Annotated in this window: 18 protein-coding genes and 1 riboswitch; of the genes, 3 read left to right on the plus strand and 15 right to left on the minus strand. The window is 67.9% G+C overall.

The genetic code is table 11. The features are described 5' to 3' along the window. Positions 1 to 105: 105 nt before the first annotated feature. From ribB to glyA, 7 genes are all read right to left on the minus strand, one after another. Complete coding sequence (gene ribB / locus ABE464_RS12000) at positions 106 to 1221, minus strand: 3,4-dihydroxy-2-butanone-4-phosphate synthase (protein ID WP_346472131.1); 1116 nt, start codon at positions 1219 to 1221, stop codon at positions 106 to 108. Then, positions 1218 to 1820 carry a riboflavin synthase gene (locus ABE464_RS12005; protein WP_346462872.1) on the minus strand — a complete coding sequence of 201 codons (603 nt, stop codon included), beginning with the start codon at positions 1818 to 1820 and terminating at the stop codon, positions 1218 to 1220. The genes ribB and ABE464_RS12005 overlap by 4 nt, the downstream gene beginning before the upstream one ends. 76 nt (positions 1821 to 1896) lie before the next feature. After that, a riboswitch (FMN riboswitch) is annotated at positions 1897 to 2041 on the minus strand. Between the two features lie 188 nt (positions 2042 to 2229). Then, a complete protein-coding gene (gene ribD / locus ABE464_RS12010) occupies positions 2230 to 3312 on the minus strand; it encodes a bifunctional diaminohydroxyphosphoribosylaminopyrimidine deaminase/5-amino-6-(5-phosphoribosylamino)uracil reductase RibD (protein ID WP_346472132.1) in 1083 nt (360 codons plus the stop codon). A 70-nt stretch (positions 3313 to 3382) separates the two neighbouring features. After that, on the minus strand, positions 3383 to 3904 hold the full coding sequence (nrdR, locus tag ABE464_RS12015; protein ID WP_346462874.1) for a transcriptional regulator NrdR: 522 nt from the start codon (positions 3902 to 3904) through the stop codon (positions 3383 to 3385). Between the two features lie 108 nt (positions 3905 to 4012). Continuing rightward, the gene (locus ABE464_RS12020; RefSeq protein WP_346472133.1) at positions 4013 to 4426 is read right to left on the minus strand and encodes a hypothetical protein; all 414 of its coding nucleotides are present in this window, start codon (positions 4424 to 4426) and stop codon (positions 4013 to 4015) included. Positions 4427 to 4460: 34 nt separating this feature from the next. Further along, positions 4461 to 4886 (minus strand): hypothetical protein, encoded by a 426-nt coding sequence (locus tag ABE464_RS12025; protein ID WP_346472134.1) that lies wholly within the window; start codon positions 4884 to 4886, stop codon positions 4461 to 4463. A 1-nt stretch (position 4887) separates the two neighbouring features. Further along, positions 4888 to 6141, minus strand: a complete 1254-nt coding sequence (gene glyA / locus ABE464_RS12030) for a serine hydroxymethyltransferase (RefSeq protein WP_346472135.1) — start codon at positions 6139 to 6141, stop codon at positions 4888 to 4890. Between the two features lie 220 nt (positions 6142 to 6361). On the opposite strand from glyA, the gene ABE464_RS12035 reads away from it, so the two are divergent. Further along, positions 6362 to 9931 (plus strand): autotransporter domain-containing protein, encoded by a 3570-nt coding sequence (locus tag ABE464_RS12035; protein WP_346472136.1) that lies wholly within the window; start codon positions 6362 to 6364, stop codon positions 9929 to 9931. A gap of 101 nt (positions 9932 to 10032) precedes the next feature. Here the strand turns inward: ABE464_RS12035 and ABE464_RS12040 are convergent, their stop codons facing one another. Next, positions 10033 to 10515 carry an RcnB family protein gene (locus ABE464_RS12040; RefSeq protein WP_346472137.1) on the minus strand — a complete coding sequence of 161 codons (483 nt, stop codon included), beginning with the start codon at positions 10513 to 10515 and terminating at the stop codon, positions 10033 to 10035. 235 nt (positions 10516 to 10750) lie between these two features. Here ABE464_RS12040 and ettA point away from each other — a divergent pair, with 235 nt between their 5' ends. Together ettA and ABE464_RS12050 are read left to right on the plus strand one after the other, a co-directional pair. Further along, a complete protein-coding gene (gene ettA, locus ABE464_RS12045; RefSeq protein ID WP_346472138.1) occupies positions 10751 to 12415 on the plus strand; it encodes an energy-dependent translational throttle protein EttA in 1665 nt (554 codons plus the stop codon). 93 nt (positions 12416 to 12508) lie between these two features. Then, complete coding sequence (locus ABE464_RS12050) at positions 12509 to 13825, plus strand: NCS2 family permease (protein WP_346472139.1); 1317 nt, start codon at positions 12509 to 12511, stop codon at positions 13823 to 13825. A 35-nt stretch (positions 13826 to 13860) separates the two neighbouring features. Here ABE464_RS12050 and bcsZ (ABE464_RS12055) read toward each other — a convergent pair whose 3' ends face one another. The 7 genes from bcsZ (ABE464_RS12055) to ABE464_RS12085 all read right to left on the minus strand — a co-directional run bounded on the left by bcsZ (ABE464_RS12055) (position 13861) and on the right by ABE464_RS12085 (position 26170). Further along, positions 13861 to 15009 carry a cellulose synthase complex periplasmic endoglucanase BcsZ gene (gene bcsZ, locus ABE464_RS12055; RefSeq protein ID WP_346472140.1) on the minus strand — a complete coding sequence of 383 codons (1149 nt, stop codon included), beginning with the start codon at positions 15007 to 15009 and terminating at the stop codon, positions 13861 to 13863. 100 nt (positions 15010 to 15109) lie between these two features. Continuing rightward, positions 15110 to 19591, minus strand: a complete 4482-nt coding sequence (locus ABE464_RS12060) for a cellulose synthase subunit BcsC-related outer membrane protein (protein ID WP_346472141.1) — start codon at positions 19589 to 19591, stop codon at positions 15110 to 15112. After that, positions 19573 to 20736: a cellulose synthase complex periplasmic endoglucanase BcsZ gene (gene bcsZ / locus ABE464_RS12065; RefSeq protein ID WP_346472142.1), complete on the minus strand. Its 1164-nt coding sequence runs from the start codon at positions 20734 to 20736 to the stop codon at positions 19573 to 19575. The genes ABE464_RS12060 and bcsZ (ABE464_RS12065) overlap by 19 nt, the downstream gene beginning before the upstream one ends. Before the next feature lie 2 nt (positions 20737 to 20738). After that, positions 20739 to 23078: a cellulose biosynthesis cyclic di-GMP-binding regulatory protein BcsB gene (gene bcsB / locus ABE464_RS12070; RefSeq protein ID WP_346472143.1), complete on the minus strand. Its 2340-nt coding sequence runs from the start codon at positions 23076 to 23078 to the stop codon at positions 20739 to 20741. Next, positions 23075 to 25225 (minus strand): UDP-forming cellulose synthase catalytic subunit, encoded by a 2151-nt coding sequence (bcsA, locus tag ABE464_RS12075; RefSeq protein ID WP_346472144.1) that lies wholly within the window; start codon positions 25223 to 25225, stop codon positions 23075 to 23077. Before bcsA ends, bcsB begins: the two co-directional genes overlap by 4 nt. A 99-nt stretch (positions 25226 to 25324) precedes the next feature. Then, the gene (locus ABE464_RS12080; RefSeq protein ID WP_346472145.1) at positions 25325 to 25684 is read right to left on the minus strand and encodes a hypothetical protein; all 360 of its coding nucleotides are present in this window, start codon (positions 25682 to 25684) and stop codon (positions 25325 to 25327) included. A gap of 27 nt (positions 25685 to 25711) precedes the next feature. After that, positions 25712 to 26170, minus strand: coding sequence for a cellulose synthase (locus ABE464_RS12085; protein ID WP_346472146.1), 459 nt, complete (start codon positions 26168 to 26170; stop codon positions 25712 to 25714). Positions 26171 to 26226: the final 56 nt, after the last annotated feature.

Consider the following 26226-nt stretch of genomic DNA (forward strand, 5'->3'; position numbering starts at 1 on the left):
AATATTCTAGCGCATGGCAGCGTGCAGCCGGGTCGCGGCGCGTTACGGGACGGGTCGGGTGCACAAGCCCCCTGAGTCAGGGGGCTGCCGGGAAGCGGCGGGGCGTCAGCGCGGATGCGATGACGTGTTCCCCACCGTCTCGACCACTTCCAGGCCATACCCGGCCAGGCCGACCTGGCGGCGGGGCGTGCCCAGTACGCGCAGCTTGCCCAGGCCCAGGTCCGACAGGATCTGCGCACCGGCACCGTTGCGGCGCCACTGGCTCACGTCCTTGTCCTTGCCCGGCACGACCGGTGCCGGCTGCTGACGCAGGCGTGCCAGCAGGCTGTTGGTGTCGCGCGGCGCGGACAGCACCACCATCACGCCGCGGTCGGCGGCGGCAATCGCGCGCAGGGCATCGGTGGAGGCCACGCCGAAATCATCGCGGCGCCAGTGCAACAGATCGGCCAGCGGGTTCTCGACCTGCACGCGGACCAGGGTCGGCTCGGCATCCGGGGTGCCGCGCACCAGCGCGAAGTGCAGGTCGTGGGCGATCCGGTCGCGGTAGGTGACCAGCGTGAACGGACCGAACTCGGTCTCGATCGCGCGTTCGTCCACACGCTCGACTGTCTTTTCAGTGGCCAGACGGTAGGCGATCAGGTCGGCGATCGAGCCCATCTTCAGGCCGTGCTCGCGGGCGAACACCTCCAGCTCCGGACGGCGCGCCATGCTGCCGTCCGGATTGAGGATCTCCACCAGCACGCCGGCCGGCTCCAGGCCCGCCAGCATGGCCAGATCGACACCGGCCTCGGTATGCCCGGCGCGGGTCAGCACGCCGCCCGGCTGGGCGATCAGCGGGAAGATGTGGCCCGGCTGATGCAGGTCGGCCGGCTTGGCATCAGGCTTCACCGCCGTGCGGATGGTGTGCGCGCGGTCGTAGGCCGAGATGCCGGTGGTGACGCCTTCGGCAGCCTCGATGCTGACCGTGAAGTTGGTCTGGAACTGCGCGGTATTGGCCTGCACCATCGGCGCCAGGCCCAGATCGGCGGCGCGTTCGCGGGTCAGCGGCAGGCACACCAGGCCACGGCCATGGGTGACCATGAAGTTGATGTCCGAGGGCTTGACCAGCTCGGCGGCCATGATCAGGTCGCCTTCGTTCTCGCGGTCTTCGTCATCGACGATGACGACCATGCGGCCGAGGCGGATGTCCTCGAGAATCTCGGGAATGGGGGCGAAATTCATGCGCGTGCTCCTGCACCCAACAAACGTTCGACGTAACGGGCGACCAGATCGATTTCAAGATTGACCGCACTGCCCACGGCCGTCGCGGCGAAGGCGGTGTTGGCGACGGTATGCGGGATGAGGGCGACTTCGAAGCCCTGCTCGTCCACCTCGTTGACGGTCAGGCTGACCCCGTCCACGCAGATCGAGCCCTTCTTGGCGATGTAGCGCAGCAGCGCCGCCGGCGCGGCGAAGCGCCAGCGCTGGGCGCGGGCGTCGTCATGCACCGACAACACCTGGCCCAGGCCATCGACATGGCCGCTGACCAGATGGCCACCCAGGCGATCGGTCGGGCGCATCGCGCGTTCAAGATTGATGACGGCGCCGTCGGTCAGCTGACCCAGCGTGGTCAGGCCCAGCGTCTCGGTGGAGGCGTCGGCCTGGAAGCGGGTGGCGTCATAGGCGATGACGGTTAGGCAGACCCCGTTGATGGCGATGCTCTCGCCCATCTGCACGTTTTCGAACGGCAGGGTGCCTACGTCAAAGGTAAAGCGGACATCGCCGCCAAGGGTGTCGCGTGCGGCCAGACGGCCGACGCCTTCGATGATTCCAGTAAACAAGGAACGTTCTCCGCGGAAAGTGAGCGAAAAACGCCGCAAGGCATATAGGTGCACGCCGAGCACCAAGGCCCGGCCGCACCGTCTTCTTTCATCCGGACTATACCGTCGGCTCCGGCATCGGACCGGATCTGCTGACCTTCCCGCGGACCGGGAAGCGCTCGCGGGCTCGTGCTTGCGCACCTACCGCCGGTGGGGAATCGCACCCCGCCCTGAAGACGTTTGTGTACCGGCGAACCGGCCCGGCTAGTGTAACAGGGCACCCTGACTGGGCGCTTTAAGTTAAATAAGTGTTAAGCTCAACCGCTCAGCTCGCTGCCGATGAACGGTGGGGCAGCTGCATCGCTTACTGATCGGGCTGCGGGGTCCTCGCCGCGCCCTGATCGAACGGGTCCCGCAAGGGGCCCGTTTTTTATGGGCGCAGCAGCAACCGCAGGTCGCTGCCTACCAGGCGCTGGTCCACCACGCGCATCCGCCGCTGCTGGTCCATCGCATGGATACCCAGCCCGGACAGCAGCGGCAGGCCTTGCTCACCGAGCAGCGTCGGGGCCTGATAGAGCAGCAGTTCGTCGACCCAGCCACCGGCCAGCAGCGCGCCGGCCAAGGTCGCGCCGGCCTCGGTATGCACTTCATTGATGCCGCGCTCGGCCAGCAGGGCCAGCACTGCGCCCAGATCCAGCCGACCGTCATGGCTGGGTACGCTGGCGAACTCGGCATCGGCGGCATCCGGCGGGCTGACCGCGGCGTCATGCACGTACAAGGTCGGCGCCCCGCCCTCGCGCACCCGCGCACATTCCAGCGAGCGCAGCCGCGCATCGAGCACCACCCGCAACGGCGGCAGCACCTCGGTTTCGGCCAGCCGCACGGTCAACATCGGGTCATCGGCCAACACGGTCGCCGCGCCGGTGAGAATCGCACCCGCACGCGCACGCCAGTGCTGCACATCTTCGCGGGCCGCCGCACCGGTGATCCACTTGGAGCTGCCATCGGCCATCGCGGTACGGCCGTCCAGACTGGCCGCAAGCTTCACCCGCACCCAGGGCCGGCCGCGCTCGATGCGCGAGAGGAACCCGTGGTTGAGCTCGCGCGCCTGCGCAGCCATCAACCCTTCGGCGACCTCGATGCCGGCCTCGCGCAGCAGCACGAAACCGCCGCCGTCGACCTTCGGGAAGGGATCGCGCATCGCCGCGACCACGCGGCTCACGCCCGCGCCGATCAGGGCCAGGGCGCACGGCGGTGTACGGCCATGGTGCGCGCACGGTTCCAGGGTGACGTAGGCCGTGGCACCGCGGGCCTGTTCACCGGCCTGGCGCAGCGCGAAGACTTCCGCGTGCGGACCACCGGTACGCTGGTGCCAGCCCTCGCCGACCACCACCTCGTCGCGTGCGATGACGCAACCCACCATCGGATTGGGCCGCGCGGTATACGCGGCGCGCTCGGCCAGGCGCAGCGCATGCGCCATGTGCTGGTGGTCGAGAGCAGTGAATTCAGTCATGGCGATAAGCGTCCGGCGGCAGGCAGCCGCGATGGTAGCTCAGCCGTGGTGGCCGCGATGCGGCCCAGTCTCAGCCTTTCTTTTTCTTGGTCAGCGCGATCACATCGCCGAGCAGTTGCAGCTGCTCCGTGCTGGAGGGCAGCTCGCGCTCCAGCTTCTCGATTTCTTCGCGGAAATCGGCGACGTCTTCGAAGCTGCGGTACACCGAGGCGAAACGTACGTAGCCGACATGGTCGAGCTTGCGCAGTTCGTTCATCACGAACTCGCCGACCGTGATCGACGGAATCTCGCGCTCGCCGCAGATGCGGGCCTGCTGCATCACCGCGCGCACCGCCAACTCGATCTTGTCTTCGGGCACCGGGCGCTTCTGCAGCGCGCGGTCGAAGCCACTGCGCACCTTGCGGGCGTCGAAGGCCTCACGGCTGCCATCGCTTTTCACGATCGCCGGCAACTTCAGTTCGATGGTTTCCAAGGTGCTGAAGCGCTCGTTGCAGGCCTCGCACTCGCGGCGACGCCGGATCGTCGCGCCGTCTTCAGAGACGCGCGAATCAATCACACGGGTGTCGGCATGCTGGCAGAACGGACAATACATGGAACGCCTTGCATCAGGAAAACGTCATGCCGTGGTCACGGCAGCGTCGCAACGGTACCTGAGAGGGACCGGCTACAGCAAATGGACAGGGGGAGAGTCCAGCCCTGTCTAGGTGGCCCGCCGACGCAACCACAGCAGGTGCGCCGCACAGGAGAACAGCGGGAGGCCCGCCATCAGGAGCACGACAGCCGCGGGCAAGGCGCCATCGAAGAGATGAACGTGGAAGATCGACCGCAGCAGACCGGCCCAGACAATGCCCGTTGCGACGAGGGCGGCCACCAGACCCGCCCACCATGCCGTCGAGGCGGCCCGAAGGGCGACCGGGCCGCCCTGCCACCAGCGCCGGGCAAGGATGAGCCAGATCAGGACGATGAGACTTGCCGTGCCGAACCATGCCGCTGCCCAGCCCGGCGCGTCGCCCGGCCCGCCGTACTGGTGGAGCACGTCACGCAGGCAGAGCCCGACCCCGATGAACACCGCCACCGCATGGGGCAGTCCAAACACGCCCACGTGCAGCAGCATCCCTCGCCGCTGTCTGCGATGGATCTCCATCCGATCAGGTGCCCTGGGTACGCCGCAGCTGCAGCAGCATGACGGCAGGCAGCAACAGCGGCGGCCCCGCCAGCAGCAGGACCAGCGCCGTTGGACTGGCGGCGGCCTGCCAGACCGCCATGCCGACGACTGCCACGGCGGCCAGTGCTCCAAGACCCAATGCCGCCCACGGCCAAGGCCCGCTGTCGCGCAGGCCGGTGCGTCCCGCTCGAAGATAGCGGCTGCTCAACCATAGCCAGCCGAGGACCCCGATCAGGCCCGCACTGCCCCAGCCCCCGATCAGCAGGCGCGAGGCGCGGTCCAGATAGGCGGGTTCGACGAACGCGACCCAGACCCCGATGGCGGCGAAGGTGCCGCCGCCGGCCATTCCCACGATGCCGCAGATGAGGGCCAGCACGGCGTAGCTACGCCGTTGCCGGCCCTCGTCCATGTCAGCCGTAGACCGGGTACTTGCGGCACTGCGCGCTGACCGCGTCGCGGACGCGGGCGATCACCGCCTCGTCAGCCGGGGCATCGAGTACGTCGGCGATCCAGTTGGCCAGGTCCACGCAGTCCTGTTCCAGGTAACCGCGCGTGGTCACCGCCGGGGTGCCCAGGCGCAGGCCGGAGGTCACGAACGGCGAACGCGGGTCGTTGGGCACGGAGTTCTTGTTGACGGTGATGTGGGCCAGGCCGAGCGCGGCTTCCGCGTCCTTGCCCGAGACATCCTTGCCGATCATGTCGACCAGCATCAGGTGATTCTGGGTACCGCCGGAGACGATCTTGTAGCCACGCGAGATCAGCGTGTTGGCCATTGCCTGGGCGTTCTTGACCACCTGCTGCTGGTAGGCCTTGAAGCCCGGCTCCAGCGCTTCCTTGAAGGCCACGGCCTTGCCGGCGATGACGTGCATCAGCGGACCGCCCTGGATGCCCGGGAACACGATCGACTGCAGCTTCTTCTGCAGGTCTTCGCTGGCGCCCTTGGCGATGATGATGCCGCCGCGCGGGCCGCGCAGGGTCTTGTGGGTGGTCGAGGTGACCACGTGGGCGTGTGGCAGCGGGCTCGGGTAGACGCCGGCGGCGACCAAGCCGGCCACGTGCGCCATGTCCACGAACAGGTAGGCACCGACCTTATCGGCGATCGCGCGGAAGCGCGCCCAGTCGATGACCTGCGAGTAGGCCGAGAAACCGGCGACGACCATCTTCGGCTTGTGCTCCACCGCCAGACGCTCGACCTCGTCATAGTCGATCAGGCCGGCTTCATCGACGCCGTACTGGATGGCGTTGAACAGCTTGCCCGAGGCATTGACCTTGGCGCCGTGGGTCAGGTGACCGCCATGGGCCAGGCTCATGCCCAGGATGGTGTCGCCCGGCTGCAGCAGCGCGAAGTACACGGCCTGGTTGGCCTGCGAACCGCTGTGCGGCTGCACGTTGGCGTAGTCGGCGTCGAACAGCTGCTTGAGGCGATCGATGGCCAGCTGCTCGGCGATGTCCACGTATTCGCAGCCACCGTAGTAACGCTTGCCCGGGTAGCCCTCGGCGTACTTGTTGGTCAGCTGGCTGCCCTGGGCTTCCATCACCGCCGGGCTCGTGTAGTTCTCGCTGGCGATCAGCTCGACATGGTCTTCCTGGCGCTGGGTTTCGGCGGCTATGGCCTTGGCCAGTTCGGGATCGTAGGTTTCGATGCGGACGTCACGCGGGAACATCGGTTACTCCAGGCAGGGAGGGGACAGCAGAGCCCCTGATTGTAAGCGGGCTGGCCTGCCGGGGCGACCGCTGGTCGCGGGGCGCGCCCCGGCCCATGGCACAGCCACCCCTTTCCCGAACCGTGACGCAATTCCTTGTGAAACTGAATTGTTTAGCTGTCCGGCCTAAAGACCCGCATTTCGACGCCGATACGCCCTGTCCAAATCAGGGGATTTTCGCGTGATTCATCCGCACCATGTCTGCTCGTCGGCCACGACGCTGGCCACCCGTCGCACCAGCACCTCCACCACCGCCCGCCGCGCCTCGCTGCTCGCACTCGCCGTCGGTCTGGCCGTCAGCGCCGGCGCGCAGGCCGTCAATACGTCCCGAACGGGCGATGGCGACTGGTATGACGCGACCCGCTGGAGCAGCGGTGTCCCGACTGCCACCAACAGCTGGGCCTACGTCGATGGCTACACGCTGAGCCTGCAGACGCCGGGCGCGCAGTCCTGGCATCTGTACCTGGGGACCTCGGCCGACGCCCATTTCGACATGAGCAACGGCGCCACGCTGGATACCGCAACGGCCACCCTGGGTGCCGTCGCCGGCCACAGGGGTTCTGCCGTGCTCAGTGGCGCCGGGACCTCGTGGGACATCCAGTACGACATCGGCGTGGGCCACCTGGGCCGCGGCGAACTGTCCGTGCTCGGCGGCGCCCACCTGTATACGACCAACGCCTGGATCGGCTCGATGCCGGGCAGCACCGGCCTGGTGCAGGTGGATGGTGCCGCCAGCCGCTGGGACGCCGGCACGATCTACGCGGGCGCCCAGGGTAACGGGCGGGTGGAAATCACCAATGGTGCAAAGGCCACCAGTGACAGGACGATCCTGGGATGGACCAGCAGCGGTGTCGGCGCGGTGGTCGTCAGCGGCACCGGCTCGCACCTGACGTCCACCGACCTACAGGTCGGGGCGGCTGGCATGGGCGAAGTGATCGTGCAGGCCGGCGCAGGACTGCGCAGCACTACCGCGGTCCTGGGCGCCGGCGGCAGTGGCCTGGTCACGATCAACAACGCCGGTTCGCAATGGATCAACGATGGCCTGCTGACCATCGGCAGCCGCGGCCACGGTGACCTGCAGGTCTACAACGGCGCCAGCGTGGTCACCCACGGCCTGCTGGTGGCCACGCAGGGCGGCAGCGGCATGCTGACCATCGGCGCGGATGCAGGCGTCGACAACAGCGGTGCCACGGCCACCTTCGGTGACAGCAACGCGGCCACGATCAACGTCGGCGGTCTGCTGGTCACCGACACGGCCATTCTCGGTCGTGCCGTGGGCAGCTTCGGCGAGGTGCTGGTGAACGGCCCCACCGCCAGCTGGATCAGCAACACGTTGCAGGTAGGCCAGGATGGCATCGGCACCTTCAGCGTCGAGAACGGCGCAACGGCCTCCGTCAGCGGGTCGATCCTGCTGGCCGCGGAGGGGACTGCCCGTGGCTCGCTGGTGGTCGGCAACAACGCGACCCTGGCCGTTGGCAACAGCGCAGGCAACGAAACCATCCGCACCGGCGACGGCACCGGTAGCCTGGAACTGGCCGGTGGTGTGCTGCGCAGCAATGGCTGGGTGACCGTCGGCAGCGACGTGCTGGTCAGCGCTGCCTCGCAGCTGGATACCGTGGGCAACCTGGGCATCCAGGGCGACATCACTGGCAACGGCGCGCTGCGCAAGACCGGTGCGGGCGTGTTGATGCTCAGCGGCACGAACACCTTCAGCGGCGGCCTGCAGATCGATGCCGGTACGTTGTCCTTGAGCGGCGCCGCCTCGGCCGGTCGCAGCGTGGTGACGCTGGGCGATGGCACCTCCCTGGGCCTGGTCAACATGACCACCCTGGAAAACACCGTGCGTCTGCTGGGCACTGCAGGCGTGTGGATTCCCAACGGCAACAGCGTGACCTTCGGCGGCGGGCTGAGCGGCGTCACCGGTGCCGTGCTGGAAAAGAACGACGGCGGTGAGCTGGTGCTGAGCAACGGCGCCTTCAGCGGGGTCACCCGCGTCAACGGCGGCACCGTGCGCGCGATCGGCAATGCCATGCCGACCGGCGATATCGAAATCGGCAGCGCGGGCCGCTTCCAGACCGATACCACCCGGGTGGTCACCTACGCCGGGCGTTTCAGCGGCAACGGGCAGCTGCTCCAGGGGCGCCATTTCCTGGCACTGACCGGCGACAGCAGCGCGTTCACCGGCACCACCGTCGTCGATGGTGGACAGCTGGCCGTGGAGGGCGCGCTGGGCGGCACGGTGCAGTTGGGCAATGCGGCCTGGCTCACCGGCAACGGCCGGCTGGGCGATGTCGAGATCCGCGGCGGCAGCACCCTGTCGCCGGGCAGCAATCTGACCGGGCTCATCGGCCGTCTGTCGATCACCGGCAATCTGGTGTTCGACAGCAGCGCGATCTTCAATGTGGATGTAGCCGCCAATGGCAGCAGCGACCACGTCGATGTGGCCGGCACCGCCACGCTGGGCCAGGCCAACACCGTGGCGCTGGCCTCCGCCGGCGAATGGGCGCCGTCCACCCGCCACACCCTGCTGACTGCGAACGACGGCGTGGAGGGCCGCTTCGCTGGCGCCACCAGCACGCTGGCCTTCCTGACCCCCACCCTGGACTACGACGCCAACAACGTTTACCTGACCCTGGCGCGCAACGACATCGCGATGCCGGACATCGAACTGGCTTTCCCGGACGTAGTGGTCAACACCAATCAGAAGCAGGTCGCCGGCGCAGTGGAAGCGCTGGGCGCGGGCAATGCGGTGTATGACGCCGTGGTACGCCTGGACGTGCCGCAGGTGGTGCCTGCCTTCGACAGTCTGGGCGGTGAAATCCACGCCGCCGCGCGCACCGCACTGCTGCAGGATCACTTCCTGCGCGATGGCATCCATCAGCGCCTTGACGGTGCCGCGATGAGTGGCGTCCTCGCCGGTAATACCGGCGTGTGGGTAGCCGGCAGTGGCAGCTCGCTGCGCCTGGACGCCGATGGCCTGGGCGCGCGTTCGCGTGTGCAGCAGCAGGGCCTGATGGCCGGTGCCGACTGGCGCATCAGCGAGCGCGTGCTGTTGGGCGTGGCGGTGGGCGAGCAGACCGTGACCAATCGACTGGACGCCCGCCAGGCCAAGGCCGACGCGGACGCCACCGAATACGGTGTGTACGGCCAGTTCCAGGGCGAACACTTCGGGTTGCGCGGTGGCGTCAGCCGCACCGACTACCGCATCGACACCACCCGCGAGGTGACTGTCGGCAGCACCTTGTCGCAGTCGTTGGCGGCGCGCTCGGATGCCACCGCCACGCGCGTATTCGCGCGCGCAGGCTGGGACTTCACGGCCCGCACTCTGACGTTGACCCCGGAGATCGAACTGGCCCATGTGCGTCTGCGCAGTGACCCGATCGCCGAAACCGGCGGGAGCAGTGCCTTGCAGGTGCAGGCCAACCGGGATGAGCTGAGCACCGGCGTGGCAGCACTGCGTGCAGTGTGGGACATCAGCGGTGGGCAGCGCGACCGCGCGGCGATCACTGCACGGGTCGGCTGGCAGTATGCCGACGGTGACCTCGGGGCGGCGACGCGTGCGCGTTTCGAGAACGGCGCTACGGCGTTCTCGATGCAGTCCGTGCCGCTGGCGCGCAGCATGGGTCTTGCCGAGCTGGGCGTGGCGGTCAGCCCGACCGCGGCAAGCCGCCTGTCGCTGCAGGCGCAGACCAGCGCCGGTGATGGCCAGCGCGATGTGGGCGTGCAGCTGAACTGGTCCGTCCAGTTCTGATACAGCGCGTTGCTTCAAACGAAGGGCCCGCTTGCGCGGGCCCTTTGTCGTTGTGCCGTTCGAACACCAAGGTCAGCGTGTCAGTGCGATGCCAAGCCTGCTCACCGGTTGATCACGTAGTCCGCAATGATCCCGGTGGCGATGGCGACCAGCAGCAGGTTGCCGCGATCATCGCGGATCCACTGGTGGTCGCGCGGCGGGCGACGCACCGAGTAGCGGCTGTAATCGTTGACCACGTAGACCGGGCCGCCGTAGTACTCACGGTAGCGGTGGCCGCGGGCCCAGCCGTAGGAGCCATACCCCGGCGCCGGGCGATAGACCACACGCGGCGGCGGCGGGGCGTAGTAACGGCGGTCGTTGTGGCGGGCGTCGCGGTAACCCTCCCGGTAGCCGTTGCTGTAATGGCGGCGGTCGTCACGACGGTTGTCGTGGCGGTCATGACGGTCATGGCCGCGGCCACGGTCATCACGCCACTCCCGGCGGTCGTGACCGCGGCCACGGTGGTCATCGGCAAAGGCCGGGGCCACGGTGCCCAGGGCCAGCAGCGAGGCGACCGCCCCTACTACAAATCGATTCATGCGCATGACTGGCCTCGCTTGGTGGGTTGATGGCTCCATCATGCGCACCGCGTCTGAACGGTCTCCGGCTGGAAACGGTTTCCAATTCAATGGCTTTGACCCCGCATTCAGGCGGCGGCAAGCCCCAGCGGGCGGGTGTCCCGGCGGCCCTGATCGCTTCCGGCTATAATTGGTCCATCCTTTTCTTCTTCTGTTCCTGTTCCGTCCGGAACGGGCGCAGGGTTGCGCCTTCGGAGAGCTCATGTCCTCGCAATACATCTACACCATGAACCGCGTCAGCAAGGTGGTCCCGCCCAAGCGGCAGATCATCAAGGACATCTCGCTGTCGTTCTTCCCCGGTGCCAAGATCGGCCTGCTGGGCCTGAACGGCGCCGGCAAGTCCACGGTGCTCAAGATCATGGCCGGCGTGGATACCGATTTCGAGGGCGAAGCCCGCCCCCAGGCCGGCATCAAGGTCGGCTACCTGGCCCAGGAACCGGAGCTGGACCCGACCAAGACCGTGCGTGAAGCGGTCGAGGAAGGCGTCGGCGAAGTGCTGCAGGCCCAAGCCCAGCTGGACGCCGTCTACCTGGCCTATGCCGAGGAAGGCGCCGACTTCGACAAGCTGGCCAAGGAACAGGAGCGCCTGGAGGCGATCCTGGCCGCCGGCGATGCACATACCCTGGAAAACCAGCTGGACGTGGCCGCCGATGCGCTGCGCCTGCCGCCGTGGGATGCGGTGATCGGCAAGCTGTCCGGTGGTGAAAAGCGCCGCGTGGCGCTGTGCCGCCTGCTGCTGCAGAAGCCGGACATGCTGCTGCTCGACGAACCGACCAACCATCTGGACGCCGAGTCCGTGGAATGGCTGGAACAGTTCCTGGCGCGCTACACCGGTACCGTCGTGGCGGTCACCCATGATCGCTACTTCCTGGACAATGCCGCCGAGTGGATCCTGGAACTGGATCGCGGCCGCGGCATTCCGTGGAAGGGCAACTACACCGACTGGCTGATGCAGAAGGACGAGCGCCTGAAGCAGGAAGACAACCAGGAAAAGTCCCGCCAGAAGGCGATCCAGAAGGAACTGGAGTGGTCCCGCCAGAACGCCAAGGGTGGCCGCACCAAGGGCAAGGCCCGTCTGGCCCGCCTGGAAGAGCTGCAGTCGGTGGATTACCAGAAGCGCAACGAAACCAATGAGATCTTCATCCCGCCGGGCGAGCGCCTGGGCGCGTCGGTGATGGAGTTCAAGAACGTCTCCAAGAAGTTCGGCGATCGTCTGCTGTTCGACGAACTCAGCTTCCTGGTGCCGGGCGGCGCGATCGTCGGCATCATCGGCCCCAACGGTGCCGGTAAGTCGACCCTGTTCAAGATGATCACCGGTCAGGAAAAGCCGGACTCGGGCGAGATCACCGTCGGCCCGACCGTCAAGCTGTCCTACGTGGATCAGAGCCGCGACGCGCTGGAAGGCAACCACAACGTCTTCCAGGAAATCGCCGGCGGCCTGGACATCCTCAACATCAACGGCATCGAGATCCAGTCGCGCGCCTACATCGGCCGCTTCAACTTCAAGGGCCAGGATCAGCAGAAGCTGGTCGGTTCGCTGTCCGGTGGTGAGCGTGGCCGCCTGCACATGGCCAAGACCCTGCTGCAGGGTGGCAATGTGCTGCTGCTCGATGAACCGTCCAACGATCTGGACATCGAAACCCTGCGTGCGCTGGAAGATGCGCTGCTGGAGTTCCCGGGCAACACCTTCGTGATCTCGCATGACCGCTGGTTCCTGGATCGCATCGCGACCCACATCCTGGCGTTCGAAGGCGATTCGCACGTGGAGTTCTTCCAGGGCAACTACCGCGAGTACGAAGAAGACAAGCGCCGCCGCATGGGCGACGACGCCGCGCCGAAGCGCCTGCGCTTCAAGGCGCTGAAGTAAGAAAGGAAAAACGGCCGCGCATTGCGCGGCCGTTTTGCATTCCGGTAGGTCACGACCGTTGGTCGTGACACCTTGTCGCCACGAGATTCCCCCATGTCCCTCCCCGAGCGCCTGTTCCAGCTGCAGCAGCACGGCACCTCCGTGCGCACCGAACTGCTGGCCGGCCTGACCACCTTCCTGACGATGTCCTACATCGTCTTCGTCAACCCGGACATCCTGGCCACCACCGGCATGGACCCGGGCGCGGTGTTCGTCGCCACCTGCCTGGCCGCCGCGCTGGGCTCGCTGGTGATGGCGTTCGCGGCCAACTTCCCGGTCGGCATGGCTCCGGGCATGGGCTTGAATGCCTTCTTCGCCTTCACCGTGGTCGGCGCGGCCGGCCTGCCCTGGCAGCAGGCGCTGGCAGCCGTCTTCATTTCCGGCCTGGTGTTCCTGGTGCTGTCACTGACCGGCGTGCGCGCGTGGCTGGTGGCAGGCATCCCGCCCTCGCTGCGTGCGGCGATCGTGGCCGGCATCGGCCTGTTCCTGGCGATCATCGCGCTGCAGAAATCCGGCGTGATCATCGCCAACACCGACACGCTGGTAGCACTAGGGCCGCTCAACACGGCGCCACCGCTGCTGGCGCTGGCCGGCTTCCTGCTGATCGCCATCCTGGAGGCCCGCAAGGTACGCGGTGCGATCCTGATCGGGATTCTGGCCGTGACCGGTGCCGCCTGGCTGCTTGGTGATGTGCAGTTCCACGGCCTGATCTCGCTGCCGCCGAGTCTGGCCCCCACCTTCCTGCAGCTGGACCTGCCCGGCCTGCTGCATCACGACGGCGGCGCGCCGATCGCGGTGTTGCTGCAGGTAGTGCTGGTGTTCGTGCTGGTGGAGGTGTTCGATGCCACCGGCACGTTGTATGGCGTGGTCGGTCGCGCGGGACTGCTGAAACTGCCGGGCGCACCGAAGCGCTTCGGCCGCGCGTTGCTGGCCGACAGCACCGCGATCGTGGCCGGCTCGCTGCTCGGCACCAGCAGCACCACCGCCTTCGCCGAAAGCGCGTCGGGCGTGCAGGCCGGTGGCCGTACCGGGTTGACTGCATTGGTCGTCGCCGCGCTGTTCCTGGCCGCCCTGTTGTTCTCGCCGCTGGCGGCGATGGTGCCCGGCTATGCGACCGCCCCTGCCCTGCTCTTCGTGGCCGGGCTGATGCTGCGTGAGCTGGTCGATGTGGACTGGGGCGACCTGACCGAATCGGTGCCGGCCGCGCTGTGCGCGCTGGCGATGCCGTTCACCTACTCCATCGCCAATGGCCTGGCCTTCGGCTTCATCGCCTACGCGGTGCTCAAGGCCGGTACCGGTCGCTGGCGCGAGGTGCACCCGGCCGTGTGGCTGGTGGCCGGGCTGTTCGTGCTGCGCTACGCGTTGGAATGATGGAGACGGACCGGCCATGGGTCGGTGCGCGCTGATCAGACCCAGGACGGGCGCAGCTGGCCATCCGCGGCGAATCGATAGCGGCCTTCGTACCAGCCCAGGGCGAACAGGCTGAGCACCTGCTCGTAGTAGCGCGGCGGCGCGGCGCGCTGCTGTTCCGGCGTCGGTAGGGCCGCGGCCAGTGCCTTCGCACGATCCGTTTCACCCTGCGCCTGCAGGTACGGTACCAACGCCGCCTCGAAACCGTAGTTGCCCGTGCCTTCGCGCGTCCCGGTCAGTGTGTTGACCTTCTCCGGCATCGGCTGCCCGTCGCGCAGCGCACTCAGCGGTCCGTGCAGCGCCTCCAGCACCGGGCGGAAGCTGGGATCGTTCACCGCAGTCATGCCGGCCCACAGATAACAGCGGATGGCGTCGTAGCTGCCCACCGGCCCTTTGTCCGGGTCGGCGATGAAACCGCCATTGCGCCATGCGGTCCAGTCCGGCGCGAAGCCGTGCGGCGCGGTGTCGCGCAACAGTCGGATGCTGTTGCCGATCACCGTGGTCCACGGCCCGGTCGGGTCCAGCGCGGCGAACCGGCGCAGCAGCGGCAACGGGACGTAGCTGGGATTGAAGCGCCAGGTATCCTCGGTGGCAAAGCCGTTCGGCCCCGGCATCAGCATCGTGCCCAGGCCCGGCACGTTGACCACTTCCTGCGCCAGGATCGCGGCCAACATCGCCTCGGCGGTCTGCCGCAGCGCGGGCCGTTTCCACAACCGCGCCGCTTCGTGCAGCGTGTAGGCCAGCCACACGTCCGAGTCGCTGGCCGGGTTGTCGTCGAGCACCTTCCAGGCGCTGGCGGCGGCATCCCGACCCCACAGCCAGGCCGGCAGGCGCTGGGCCATGCTGCCGCCGGCGAGGTTGTCTTCGGTCCAGCGCAGGATGCGATCAAACAGCGGCTGATCGTTGTCCACCAGCGCGAAGAACAGCGCGTAGGACTGGCCTTCGGAGGTCGAGCGCTGGTCGGCGTTGTTATGGTCGACCATGCGGCCGTCCGGGGTCACGCTGGAGGCGCGCATCACCTGCCACGCCGTCCACGGGCCGGGGCCACGTGCCGGACCATTGGCCGAACAGGCCAGCAGCGGGGTCACGGCCAGCGCCTGCAGCAGGCGGCGGCGCATCGGGTGGAACGCTCGGGAATCAGTCACGGGACATCAGCCTCTTCGCAGCAGGAACCAGCCAAGCCTGCGGGACACCCGCAGCCAGGTAAAGCCTGGCAGCGGGCCGGTCATCAGCGCATGACGGTGATCATTCACCCGAGGCGTACGGCGAGCGCAGCGGCTGCGGCTGCTTGCCCAGCCCGGCGCCGAGGCGGTCGAGCAGGAAGCGCAGGTACAGGCTGGTGCCGAACTGTCGGTAGTCACGCGCGTTGTTGAACTCCATGCGCCCGCCCAGGAACAGCTGCGAGGACAGCTGCCATTCGGCGGCGGCGCTGAGGTTGTAGGACACGCCGGTCTTGGTCTGGCCGGTGTAGACCGGATCGACATACTCCGTGGTCAGGCCGAGCAGCGCGGCCATCGAGGCGGCCTCGTAGGCAGCCTGCTGCATCGCCGGATTGGTCGGGAAGTACGGCGCGGCCTCTTCCTTGAAGTGCTGTACGCCGACGCTGGTATCCAGCTGCCAGGCCACGCGGCCGCTGGACGTACGACCGTTCCAGTGCACCGGGAAGCCGACATCCACATAGCGCTGCGGGCTGAAGTAGCCACCGTGGCCGTAGGTGAAGCCGCTGAGGTTGCGGTCGTACTGCATCGCAGTCAGGTTCAGGCCGGCGGTCAGCGACTGGTTGGTGGTTTCCAGCGCGTGCACGTATACGCCCACACCGACTTCCTGGCGGTCGTTGTCGGCCACGTTCTCACCTTCCAGGCGGTGCCAGGACGCGCTGGCATAGCCGCCGAGCTGTCCGTTGTCGACGGTGGCGGCGAGCTTGGCGCCGCTGGCAGTCACCCCGCCCCAGCGCAGGCCGTTGCGCCCGTCTTCCACCCCGGCGAACGACAGCAGGCTGTCGGTCACGGCGCGGCGCGAGGCTTCGCCGGACCAGGTCAGCGCATCGCCGATCTGGCCGCGGTAGCCGATCCCGCCGACGATCTGGGTGTCATCGAAGCCAAGCGGCGTACTGCCCACATCGGCGCGGAAGCCACCACGTTCGTAACCCACCGAGACGCCGGCACCGCTGGCATCCTGCGAGCTCATCCGTTGCGAGCCGGCCGCATTGGCCACCATCGCGTACAGGGTGTCCTGGAAGGCCTGTGGGGTCTGCGATCCACCACCGCCCTGGGCGAGTGTCTTGAGCTGGGCCTGCTCGGCCGCAGTCAGCCCGCGCACCAGGCCGGCATTGCCCAGCACCTGGGTGGCGATGTCGCTGATCGGTGTGTTGGCCAGGTCACGGCTGAGGATGTAGCTCGGCAGCGGATCGGCAAACAGCAGCGCACGCGCGGCCGCCGCACGTTCGGCCTGGGTGAGCGAACCATCCGTCTGGTTGAACAGCTCCTGGTAACGGCCGTTGTCCAGGGCGCGGTCGTAGATCAGATTGCGGGTGGCATTGCTCTCGCCACGGGTCAGCAGCGTCTGGTACAGCGACGAGCCGACCAGGTCATCGACCGGTGTGCGGTCGGCGGCCAGTGCACCGGCCACGGCGGCCTGCGGGCCACCGCCGAAGCGGCTGGCACTGGTGTATTCGGGATCGGGGCGACCGGCATCGAGCACGGTCGGGGTGACCGTGACCTTGAGCTTGCCATCGCCGACCGCGAACTGCCCTTCCAGCGGCACCTGCAGATCATCGAGTTGGCCCATGCCGGCTTCACCCGCGCGGGTGCGGTATGCCGCGCCGACCGCCAGGCTGCTGCTGTTCTCGGCCTTGAGCGCGCGCAGCTCATCGAGCACGCCGTTGCCAGTGGTAGCCGGCGGCAGCGGGCCAAGCGCGGTGTTGCGCGAGGCGCGCGGTGCGCTCGCCTGGCTGGGCACCTGGCGCGAGCCGGGCACGGGCAACGGCAGCGCGACACCGCCACTGGCCGCAGCCGTGGCCATGACCGGGTCCGGCAGGCCATCGGCATCGATCACCGGAGTGACGCTGGCCGGGCCCAGGCTCATGGCCATCGACGGACCGGCGTCCATCGGCAGCGGTTCGGCAGCCAGGCGTGCAGTGGCGGCCGGCAACGGCAGGCCACCGTCGCGCAGCGCCGCAGTACGGGTGACACCGCCACGGTTGAGCCCGGCGAACGGATTGAAACTGCCACCGCCTGCCAGCATTGCGGTGCTCGCCTGCGGGTAGCCATTGTCGAGCTGGCCACTGCCCTTCGCGGCGGCTGCCAGCGACGCGCGGAAGTAGCTTTCGGCGCGGCGGTTCTTGCCGGCCGCGCGATACACACGCCCTGCCGCCGCCAACACATCCGGCGATTCCGGTGCCTGCTTCAGCGCGCGCTCGAGATACTGTTCGGCCAGGTCCATGTCGCGCATCGCCGCGGCACTGCCAGCCGCGGCGACCATCGCATCCAGATCGCCCGGCGCCAACTGCAGCTGCTGCTGATACAGCGCCAGGGCCTGGCCGTTATCGCCCGCGGCGGCATACAGCCGTGCCAGCGCGGCGATGTTGCGCGGGTCCTGCGGGCGCTCGGCCAAGGCCGGGGCCAGCACCGCATAGGCACCTTCCAGATTGCCCAGCTCACGCAATGCATCGACCTGGCGCAGCACGTAACCGCTGCGCAGATCGTTCAAGCGGGTCTGCTGGCTGGCCGAGAGCGGCACATCGGTGAGCTGGCGCAGGATCGCGGCGACTTCGCCATCGCGACCGGCGCGCAGCAGCACCGAGGCATATTCCAGGCGATTGTCGACGCTGGGCGAACCGCCTTCGATCAGACGCTGCGCGAGCACAAGGGCGCGCTGCTGGCTGCCGATGTCGGCGTAGGCACCGGCCAACGCGGCCACGATGGCCGGATTCTTGACCCGGTCGCCGAGTGCGGCTTCGGCGCGGGCCAGCAACAGCTGCGCTTCGCCGCTGCGCTGGCGCTGCATGAGCGAACGCGCCTGGGCGGCCTGCACCTGCACCCACGCGGTGTCATGCAACGCGGTCATTTCCGAATCACGCGAAGCGGTGGGAATGCGTTCGAGCAACGCGTATGCGCGCGGCCAGTCACTGTTTTCCTGAGCGAACAGGGCCTGCGCATACAGCGAGGTCGCCGAGCTGTCGTCCAGCGCGCGCAGCCCTTCGATCACCCCGTTGGCCTGGTCCGGACGACCCGCGCGCGTGTACAGGCGCGCCAGTTCCAGCCGCAGCCACGGATCGCGCGGCTGCGCCAACAAGGCGTCTTCGAGTTCGATCTGCGCCATCTCGATGCTGCCTTCGGCCAAGGCCTGCTGCGCACGGGCGCGAGCGAGGTTGGCACGCAGCACGGACTGACCGCCGGCGCTTTCCTGCTGGGCCGGGGTCAGCCGGTCGAACAGTGCGGCCGCTTCATCGGCGCGGCCAAGACGGCCAAGCAGGCCGACCAGGCCCTGCAGCGCACCGGCATTGCCGGCATCCAGTTCCAGTGCCTTGCGGTAGCTGCGTTCGGCGGCGGCCGGATCGCTGCCGCTCTGCAGGTCGGCAAGCGCAACGTAACCCGCAGGCTCCTTCGGCTGCAGCGCGATGACCTGCTGCACACGGGCGATGGCATCGCCGCTGGGCTGGCGACGCACGTCCTGCAGGGTCAGCCAGTAGCGCGCGGCATCGGCCGCGCTGCGCCACTTGCCGTTGATCGCAGCCGCCGGGCGTAACAGTTCATTGGCTTCGCCGAAACGTTCCTGACGCAGACGTACCGAACCCAGCCCACCGAGTGCTTCGGCATCGCGCGGCCGCGCGCGCAGTACCTGCGCAAAGCGCGCTTCGGCCTGGGCCAGATTGTTGCTGTCCAGCGCGCGGAAGCCTTCGCCGAGCAGGCGCTGGTTCGGGTCCTGCGGCACGGGACGGCTGGCCACGGCCTGCTCGCGCAGCTGCGCCTGCTTGGCCGCCACTTCACGATCATTCGGCACCACGTCCAGGAAGGCCTGGTACAGCCCGGCATCGGCGGTGGTGGCGTTGAGCCACAGCAACGCCTGGCGCCAGGCTGCACGCGCGGGGCCGGCGGTGTCGGTGGCCTGGCTGAGTGTTCGCAGCTGGGCGATGCCCTCGCGGCGGGTCGGCTCGCGGTAGGTCAGCACCTGGGCCAGCGCGAGCTTGGCCGGGTTGTTGTTGCCGGTGGCGATACGGCGCAGGCCATCGCGCGCGCGCGTCCAGCCTTCCGGCGTACCGGCCAGTACCTGGTAGTACTCCAGCGCCAGATCATTGGGCGGACCGCCCGCACCGAAGGCCTCGTCATAGGCACGGACCGCTTCGACATAGCGACCGGCCGCCGCCGCGCGCCGTGCGGTCTGCAGCTGGTTGCCACCGCCGCCACCGCCGAGCGCCATGCGCAGGCGCGTGGTCTGCGCCGAGGAGGGGTGGCGCGCCTGCAGCTGCTGCAGCCGCTTCTGCGCCTCGGCACGGCGGCCCTGGTTGAGATCGATCAGGCCCAGGCCCAGCAGGGCGTCGGCCTGGTTGGGGTCGGTGGCCAGCAGCTTGCGCCACGCGTCGGCGGCCAGATCCTCACGGCCCTGGTCCTGCCAGTAGTTGCCCTGGCTGACCAGTTGCTGCGTCGAGGACGCGTTCTGCGCGAAGGCCGGCACGGTGAACACACACAGGCCAACCAGGCAAAGAGGTGTCAGGGTCTTGCGGAACATGGCGAACTCCACGCGGGCAGCAGTCGCCCATCGGCAGAAAAACGGTAGCGGCGATCCATCCAGCCCTTGCCGAACAGCACCAGGGCACGATCGTAATAGTTGAGGGTGCCGGCGGCGGGAATCCGCGCCAACTGTGCCTTGGCCAATGCAGGTTGGCCAAGCGCGCTGAGATACGGCAGCAATGCGGCGGCAAAGCCCGGCGACGGCGCCCCGCTGCCCACGCCCAGGCGCGTGTCGATTTTCTCGGCGAAGCCGGTCTGCGCGCGCAGCATCGCCACGGGGCCGGACAGGCCATCGAGCAGCGTGCGGCGCAGCGGGTCGGCCGGATCGGTCATGCCCGCCCAGAGGTAGCAGCGGATCGCATCGTAGCTGCCCGTGCCGCCCTTGGCCGGGTCGACCACGAAGGCCTTGCCGTTCCAGGCGATCCAGTCCGGTGCGAACCCGACCGGCGCGCTGGCGCGCGTCATCGCCACGCTGCGTTCGGCCAGCCGCGCCCACGGGCCACGCGCATCGACGGCGGCGAAGCGGCGCAGCACGAACAGCGGCAGGTAACTGGGATTGAGCGTCCAGCGGTCGGCCTGCACGAAGCCCCGATTGCCCGGCAGCAGCATCGGGCCGAAGCCGGGCAGCTCGACGATTTCGGCCGTGCGCATCAGCGCGAGCGTCTGCCGCCCGGCCTCGACCAGGCCCGGGCGCTTCCACAGGCGGCCGGCTTCCAGCAGCGCATACGCGATCCACAACTCACCATCGGAGGCGGTGTTGGGGTCGAGCACGCGGAACTGTCCATCGGCCGCCTTGCCCCACAGCCAGGCCGGCAGATTGAGATCGGCGCGGCCGCGGCAGAGGTGGCGGCGGGTCCAGGCCAGAATGCGGTCGAACAGCACCGGATCGTTGTCGACCAGCGCGAAGAACAACCCGTAGGACTGCGATTCGGAGGTGCTGCGCAGGTCCGTATTGAGGTGATCGACCACGCGCCCATCCGGCTCGATATGCCGATCGACGAACGCACGCCACTCGCGCCACGGCGTACCGCAGGCCTGGGCCAGCGCATCCAGCGGCAGCACGGCCGCCGCACCCGCCGCCGCGAGCACCTGCAGGAAGCGGCGGCGCGTGGGCGCCACCGCAGGGACGGACAGGTCGCGCATGCTCAGCCGGACACCTTGACGCGTGCGTTGGCATTGCGCTTGAGCAGCCAGCGCGCGATCAGCGCCAGCAACAGGCAGGCCAGCCCCACGAAGCCGGCCAGCAGCAGCGGGCTCTGCGAGAAGTACCAGCGCAGCCAGGTCAGCGGCGGCAGGTGGCCGACGTAGTAACTCTGGTTGCCGGCCAGGCTGCGTACCTTGTCTTTCTGCAGCAGCACCACGCTGCCCTGGAAATCGCGCAGACGGTCCGGATCGAACCACGCCTCGAACAGGCGATTGACCTGGGCCGGGTCATCGGCCATCACCGCGATCACGCTGCGGCCCTTGCGCAAGGGGGATTCAAAGCCCATCAGCACCACATCGCCGGCATCCGGGCGCACCGACACTTCGGCCGTGGTCGGCAGGTCGGTACGGCGTGCATCCGGGGACAGGAACGAGGGCATGCGCTCGAACACCCAGTCCGAGAGCTGGAAGCGGCGCGACTGCCCCGCCTCGCCGATCGGCAGGTGCGCGGCCCATTCGCCGAACAGCGGCTGGCTGCGGCGCGAGCCCAGCACGACCAGATCCTGGTCGGCATGTTCGCCCACCTGGCCCGCCGCGATGATGCGGTTGCGCAGCGCCGGGTAGCCGGTCGAGGCACCCATGCGGCCGAGCAGGGTCAGCACATTGCCCACGTCATCGGCGTTGGGGTTGTCGGGCAGCACCAGCACGGTCTCGGACAGATCGGCCAAGCGCGTGAACGGGTAGCCGGCGTTGCCGAAGGCCGCCAGGTTGGGCATCGCCATGTAATGGTCGAAGCCACTCAAGTCGATGCTGGTATCGCCGTCGATGGCCGCGGAGACATCCGGGAAGGTGTTCTTGCACTCGGCCGCCTGCGGGCGATCGAAGAAGAAGTGGAAGCGCAGCTGGCTGTTGGACGAGAACGGGCCGGTCGGCAGCATCACTTTCTGCTGGATCGGCATCACGCCCGGCGCCTTGATCTTGTTCCACAGCATCTCCGACACCGAGCGCGGTGCCGGGCGGCCGTTCAAGGGCAGCGTGGTGACGAAGGCATCGTTGATGCTGATGTTCAGCGCCGACTTGTTCGCCCCTTCCGGCAGCGTGTAGCGATAACGCAGGTCCAGCGGGATGCCGTCACGACGCCACACGAACAGATCCGGCGGCAACTGCAGGCCGATGCGGATCAGATCCGGGTGGTAGCCGACCACGTTCAACTCGCTGGTCTGCTGGACCAGCTCGGACACGCGTACCGGGCGATCGCTGGGGATCCAGTTCGGCGCGTCGTACGGCTTGCGCGGCGCGATCTCCTTGAAATCGCCGATGCTGGCGGTCGGGCCGGACAGCGGCGTGCCCAGGGTCAGCGCGGTGGCCGCGATGCGCAGTTCACCATCATCGCGGCCGAGCACCAGCAGCAGCTTGCCGTTGGCATCGTTCGGGTTGGCGATCACGGCCAGGGTCGGCCCGCTGATGTCGGGCAGCACCAGGCCGGCCGGCGGGTTGCGCGGGGTCGCCACGACCACCGCGTTGCCTTCCAGCGGTACGGTGTCGATCGAGGCCGGGAACAGCGCGCCGCGATAGCCGGCCAGCGCGCCGAACCACGAAGAGACGATGCCGGCCGACTGCAGCAGCCCCTGCCCCGGCTGCCCGGTGAACACGAACGGCAGCTCCAGCCGGTTGGTGTCACGGGCATCGAAGAACGGCACCGGCAGCAGCGACAGATCATTGGTCAGCTGCAGCGGCGCCCAGCCCAGTTCCAGGTAGCTGCCGGCGTCGATGTTGGCCCACAGACTGGTGTGGTCCGGGTCTTCGCACTCGCGGGTGTAGTGACCGATCAACTGCAGGTTGATGCGGTTGTAGTCGATGATCATGCGCGGATCGATGTCGATGTCGCGCTCGATCATCCGCCCGGCCTGCTCGACCGGCGTCGGCAGGGTCGCCACGGTGACGTCGTTGACGGTGACCTTCAGGTGCGACAGGTCGGGCAGCAGCGCCGGCGAATAGCTGTACTTCAAATGCAGCGAGGCGCGATCGACCACCTGATCGTTGCGCACCGAGAACGGCACGCCCGCGGTGCCCTGGATGCCGCGCAGGGTGATCTCGTAATCGATGCCCAGCTGCTTGAGCGTGGAGCGGCTCTGCCGCGAACCGGCGGCCGGCGCGGCGGGCGGCACGGGCACTGCCGGGGCGGCATCGGCGGGTGCGGCGACCGGTGCGGCCGCTGCCGGTACCGGCGGATCCTGCGCGTAGACCGCGCCACACAGCAGGGTCAGGGTGAACGCCACCGCTGCGGCGGACGGACGCGGCATGCGCACCGGGCGGAACAGGGAACGGTGACGACGGGTCATGCGGAATCTCCGGTGCGCGGCGGGGTGGGGCCATCCTTGCGGCCTCCCGCAAGAACGAAACTGCCCAGGCGGTGGAAGCCGCGCATGCTGGCCTTGAGGACGTCGGTGGTGGAACGCAGGAACGTGTCGCGGTCATGGCGACCCCACAGCTTCACCCAGATGTCGGCACGGGCGAAGGTGGAGGTGACCAGCCAGCGTTCCTGCTCCAGGGTCAGCTCGCCGAACTGGATGCTGATGCCCTGGTCGTCGCGATCGTGCCGCACTTCGGCCGGCAGACGCTCGCTGCGCTGGCGGTGAGCCAGTTCGACCTCGACCTGCGTGCCCGGCTGCACCGGCTGGGACTGGTCCAGCCGCAGCGCCATGCCGCCGGTGGAGAAGTTCAGCGTGCGGCACGGCAGCGCCTGGCCATCGGGCAGGTGCAGCACGGCCCGCATGTTCAGCGGCACCCGGTGCGAGCGGCGGATCTGGCGCTGTTCGCTGGAGGTGGCGATGACCGCGCCCAGCATGATCATGTTGTAGACGGTCCAGCCCAGGTTCAACCAGATCGTATTGACCTCGCCACTGGTATCGGCCATCACCATCCGCACGATGCCGGCGACCACGCCCAGCAGGTTCAGCAACAGCAGCAGCAGGTACGGGCGGGCGATCTGCGCGTCGAAGTAGCTGCGCTGGACCAGGCCGCCCTTGGCGGTCACGTTGAACTTGCCCAGCTTGGGGTTGATCACCGCCATCAGGGTCGGGCGCAGGATGTACCAGGCCAGCGTGGTTTCGTACACCTCGTTCCACAGCAGATGGCGATGCTTGCCCTGCACGCGCAGGTTGGTCAGGTTGGCCATCACGATGTGGGGCAGCGCGTAGGCCAGGATCATCAGCGCCGAGGCGTGGATGACGTGGGCGCCGAAGAACAGGAAGGCCAGCGGCGCGGTCAGGAAGATGATCCGCGGCAGGCCGTAGAAGAAGTGCAGCATCGCGTTGGTGTAGCAGATGCGCTGCATCAGGCTCAGCCCCTTGGCGAACATGGGGTTGTCCACCCGCAGGATCTGCGCCATGCCACGGGCCCAGCGGATGCGCTGGCCGACGTGCGCCGACAGGCTCTCGGTGGCCAGGCCGGCCGCCTGCGGCACCGGGATGTAGGCACTGCGATAGCCGGCGCGGTGCAGACGGATCGCGGTATGCGCATCCTCGGTGACGGTTTCGATGGCCACGCCACCCACTTCCTCCAGCGGGCCACGCTTGATCACTGCGCAGGAGCCGCAGAAGAAGGTCGCGTTCCACTGGTCGTTGCCATCCTGCAGCAGACCGTAGAACAGCTCGCCTTCGTTGGGCACGCGCCCGAAGTTGCCCAGGTTGCGCTCGAACGGATCGGCCGAGAAGAAATAGTGGGGCGTCTGCACCACGGCCATCTTCTCGTCGAACAGGAACCAGCCCATCGACATCTGCAGGAACGAACGGGTCGGCATGTGGTCGCAATCGAAGATCGCCACGTACTCGCCGCTGGTCTTCTTCAGCGCCGCGTTGATGTTGCCGGCCTTGGCGTGGTTGTTGTTGGTCCGGGTGATGTACTTCACCCCGACCTCTTCGCAGAACTCGCGGAACTCCTCGCGGCGGCCGTCATCGAGTAGGTAGATGTTGAGCTTGTCGGCGGGCCAGTCCAGCACGGTGGCGGCCAGCACGGTGGTCCGCACCACCGACAGCGGCTCGTTGTAGGTCGGGATGAGCACATCCACGGTCGGCCACAGCGACTGGTCTTCGGGCAACGGCATCGGTTTGCGATGCAGCGGCCAGGCCACTTGGAAATAGCCGAGCACCAGCACGATGAACGAGTACACCTCCGCTGCCACCAGGCCCAGGCCCAGGGTGAGGTCGACGAAGCTGCTCATGCCCATGGTGTCGGTCAGGCGCCAGTACATGTAGCGCGTGGACATCACCAGCGACAGGCCCATCAACACCAGCGGAATCAACCGGCTCTCGCGATTGCGCAGGCACAGGGCGATCAGGAACACCACGGCCGAGAACAGGAACTGCTGACCGATCTCCATGGGCACGGTGATCACGAAGGCCAGCAGCATGGCGCCGCCGACCACCAGCGCAAGCAGCGCCAAGCGGGCCAGAACGGCATCCCCTCTCGGGGTGGAAGTTTTGCTCATGATGTTCCCCAACACGGCCGCACGCAGCGGCATCCCCTTGCATCAGCCGGCACTCCCGCCCCACCCCGAAGGGCGTGGCGAGCGATCACCGGCTACGTTTCACGCCCCGCGCAGCCGGCTCAGCGGACTGTGCCCCGGCGAAGCACTGCGGGCGCCGGCCAGACGCTGGAACAGCTGCTCCAGCGGTGTGCTCTGAGCCGGTGTGGCCACGACCGGTGTTTCCACCACGGTGGTCTCGACCGGCGCGAACACAGGTGCCGCGCTGACCACCGGCGTCAGGATGGCAGCCGGAATCGGCGGCACCTCGGCGCGCGGTCGTACCGGCGCACTGACCCGGGTCTGGCTGCGGGAAAAATCCTGGTAGGCGCGCGTGTCATCGCGTCCGCCGAGGCGGTTGAACAGGCCAGCCACGTCGTCGTCGTGGCTCTCCGTATCGGCAGGTTTCAGAAGCTTGCTCATGGCACCATCGAAAAGGGGGAGAGAGATTCAGAACACACGCGACAGCGTGTAGGTCGCTACATCCGGGTTGTCGCTCTGCAGGTACCGGACATCCAGTACCGACACCATCCCGGCGGCACGGAACCATTGCCGGTACACACCTTCCAGAAAACCAGTATCCCACCCGACGCGGCCGCCGAGTAACGCCGACAACGGCGCGGCGGCATGGTGAATGTGAACCTGTTCTGGCAATTCCTCAAACGCTACCTGCCCCCACTCGGCAGAGGACCAGACCGCATTGGCGGCATCCTGCAGTTCCTGCAGGGTCGCCACCGCCGGCAGCGCATGGGCACGGCCGAAGCGCTCACCGATCCGCGCCATCAACCGCGCGAGTTCGGCATCGGGCAACGCGCTGTCGAACTCTTCGCAGAGCGCCAGCAGGAAGCCGCGCCACTGCCGGGAGCAGGCGTGGGTTCGGTAGTAATCGAGTGGTGCTGATGAATTCATCCGGGAAGCCTAGACGAACCACGATGCGGAGGCGTTATACGGGACAATTACCGGCA

Source organism: Stenotrophomonas sp. TWI587 (genome assembly GCF_039674145.1).
GTDB lineage: Bacteria > Pseudomonadota > Gammaproteobacteria > Xanthomonadales > Xanthomonadaceae > Stenotrophomonas > Stenotrophomonas maltophilia_AY.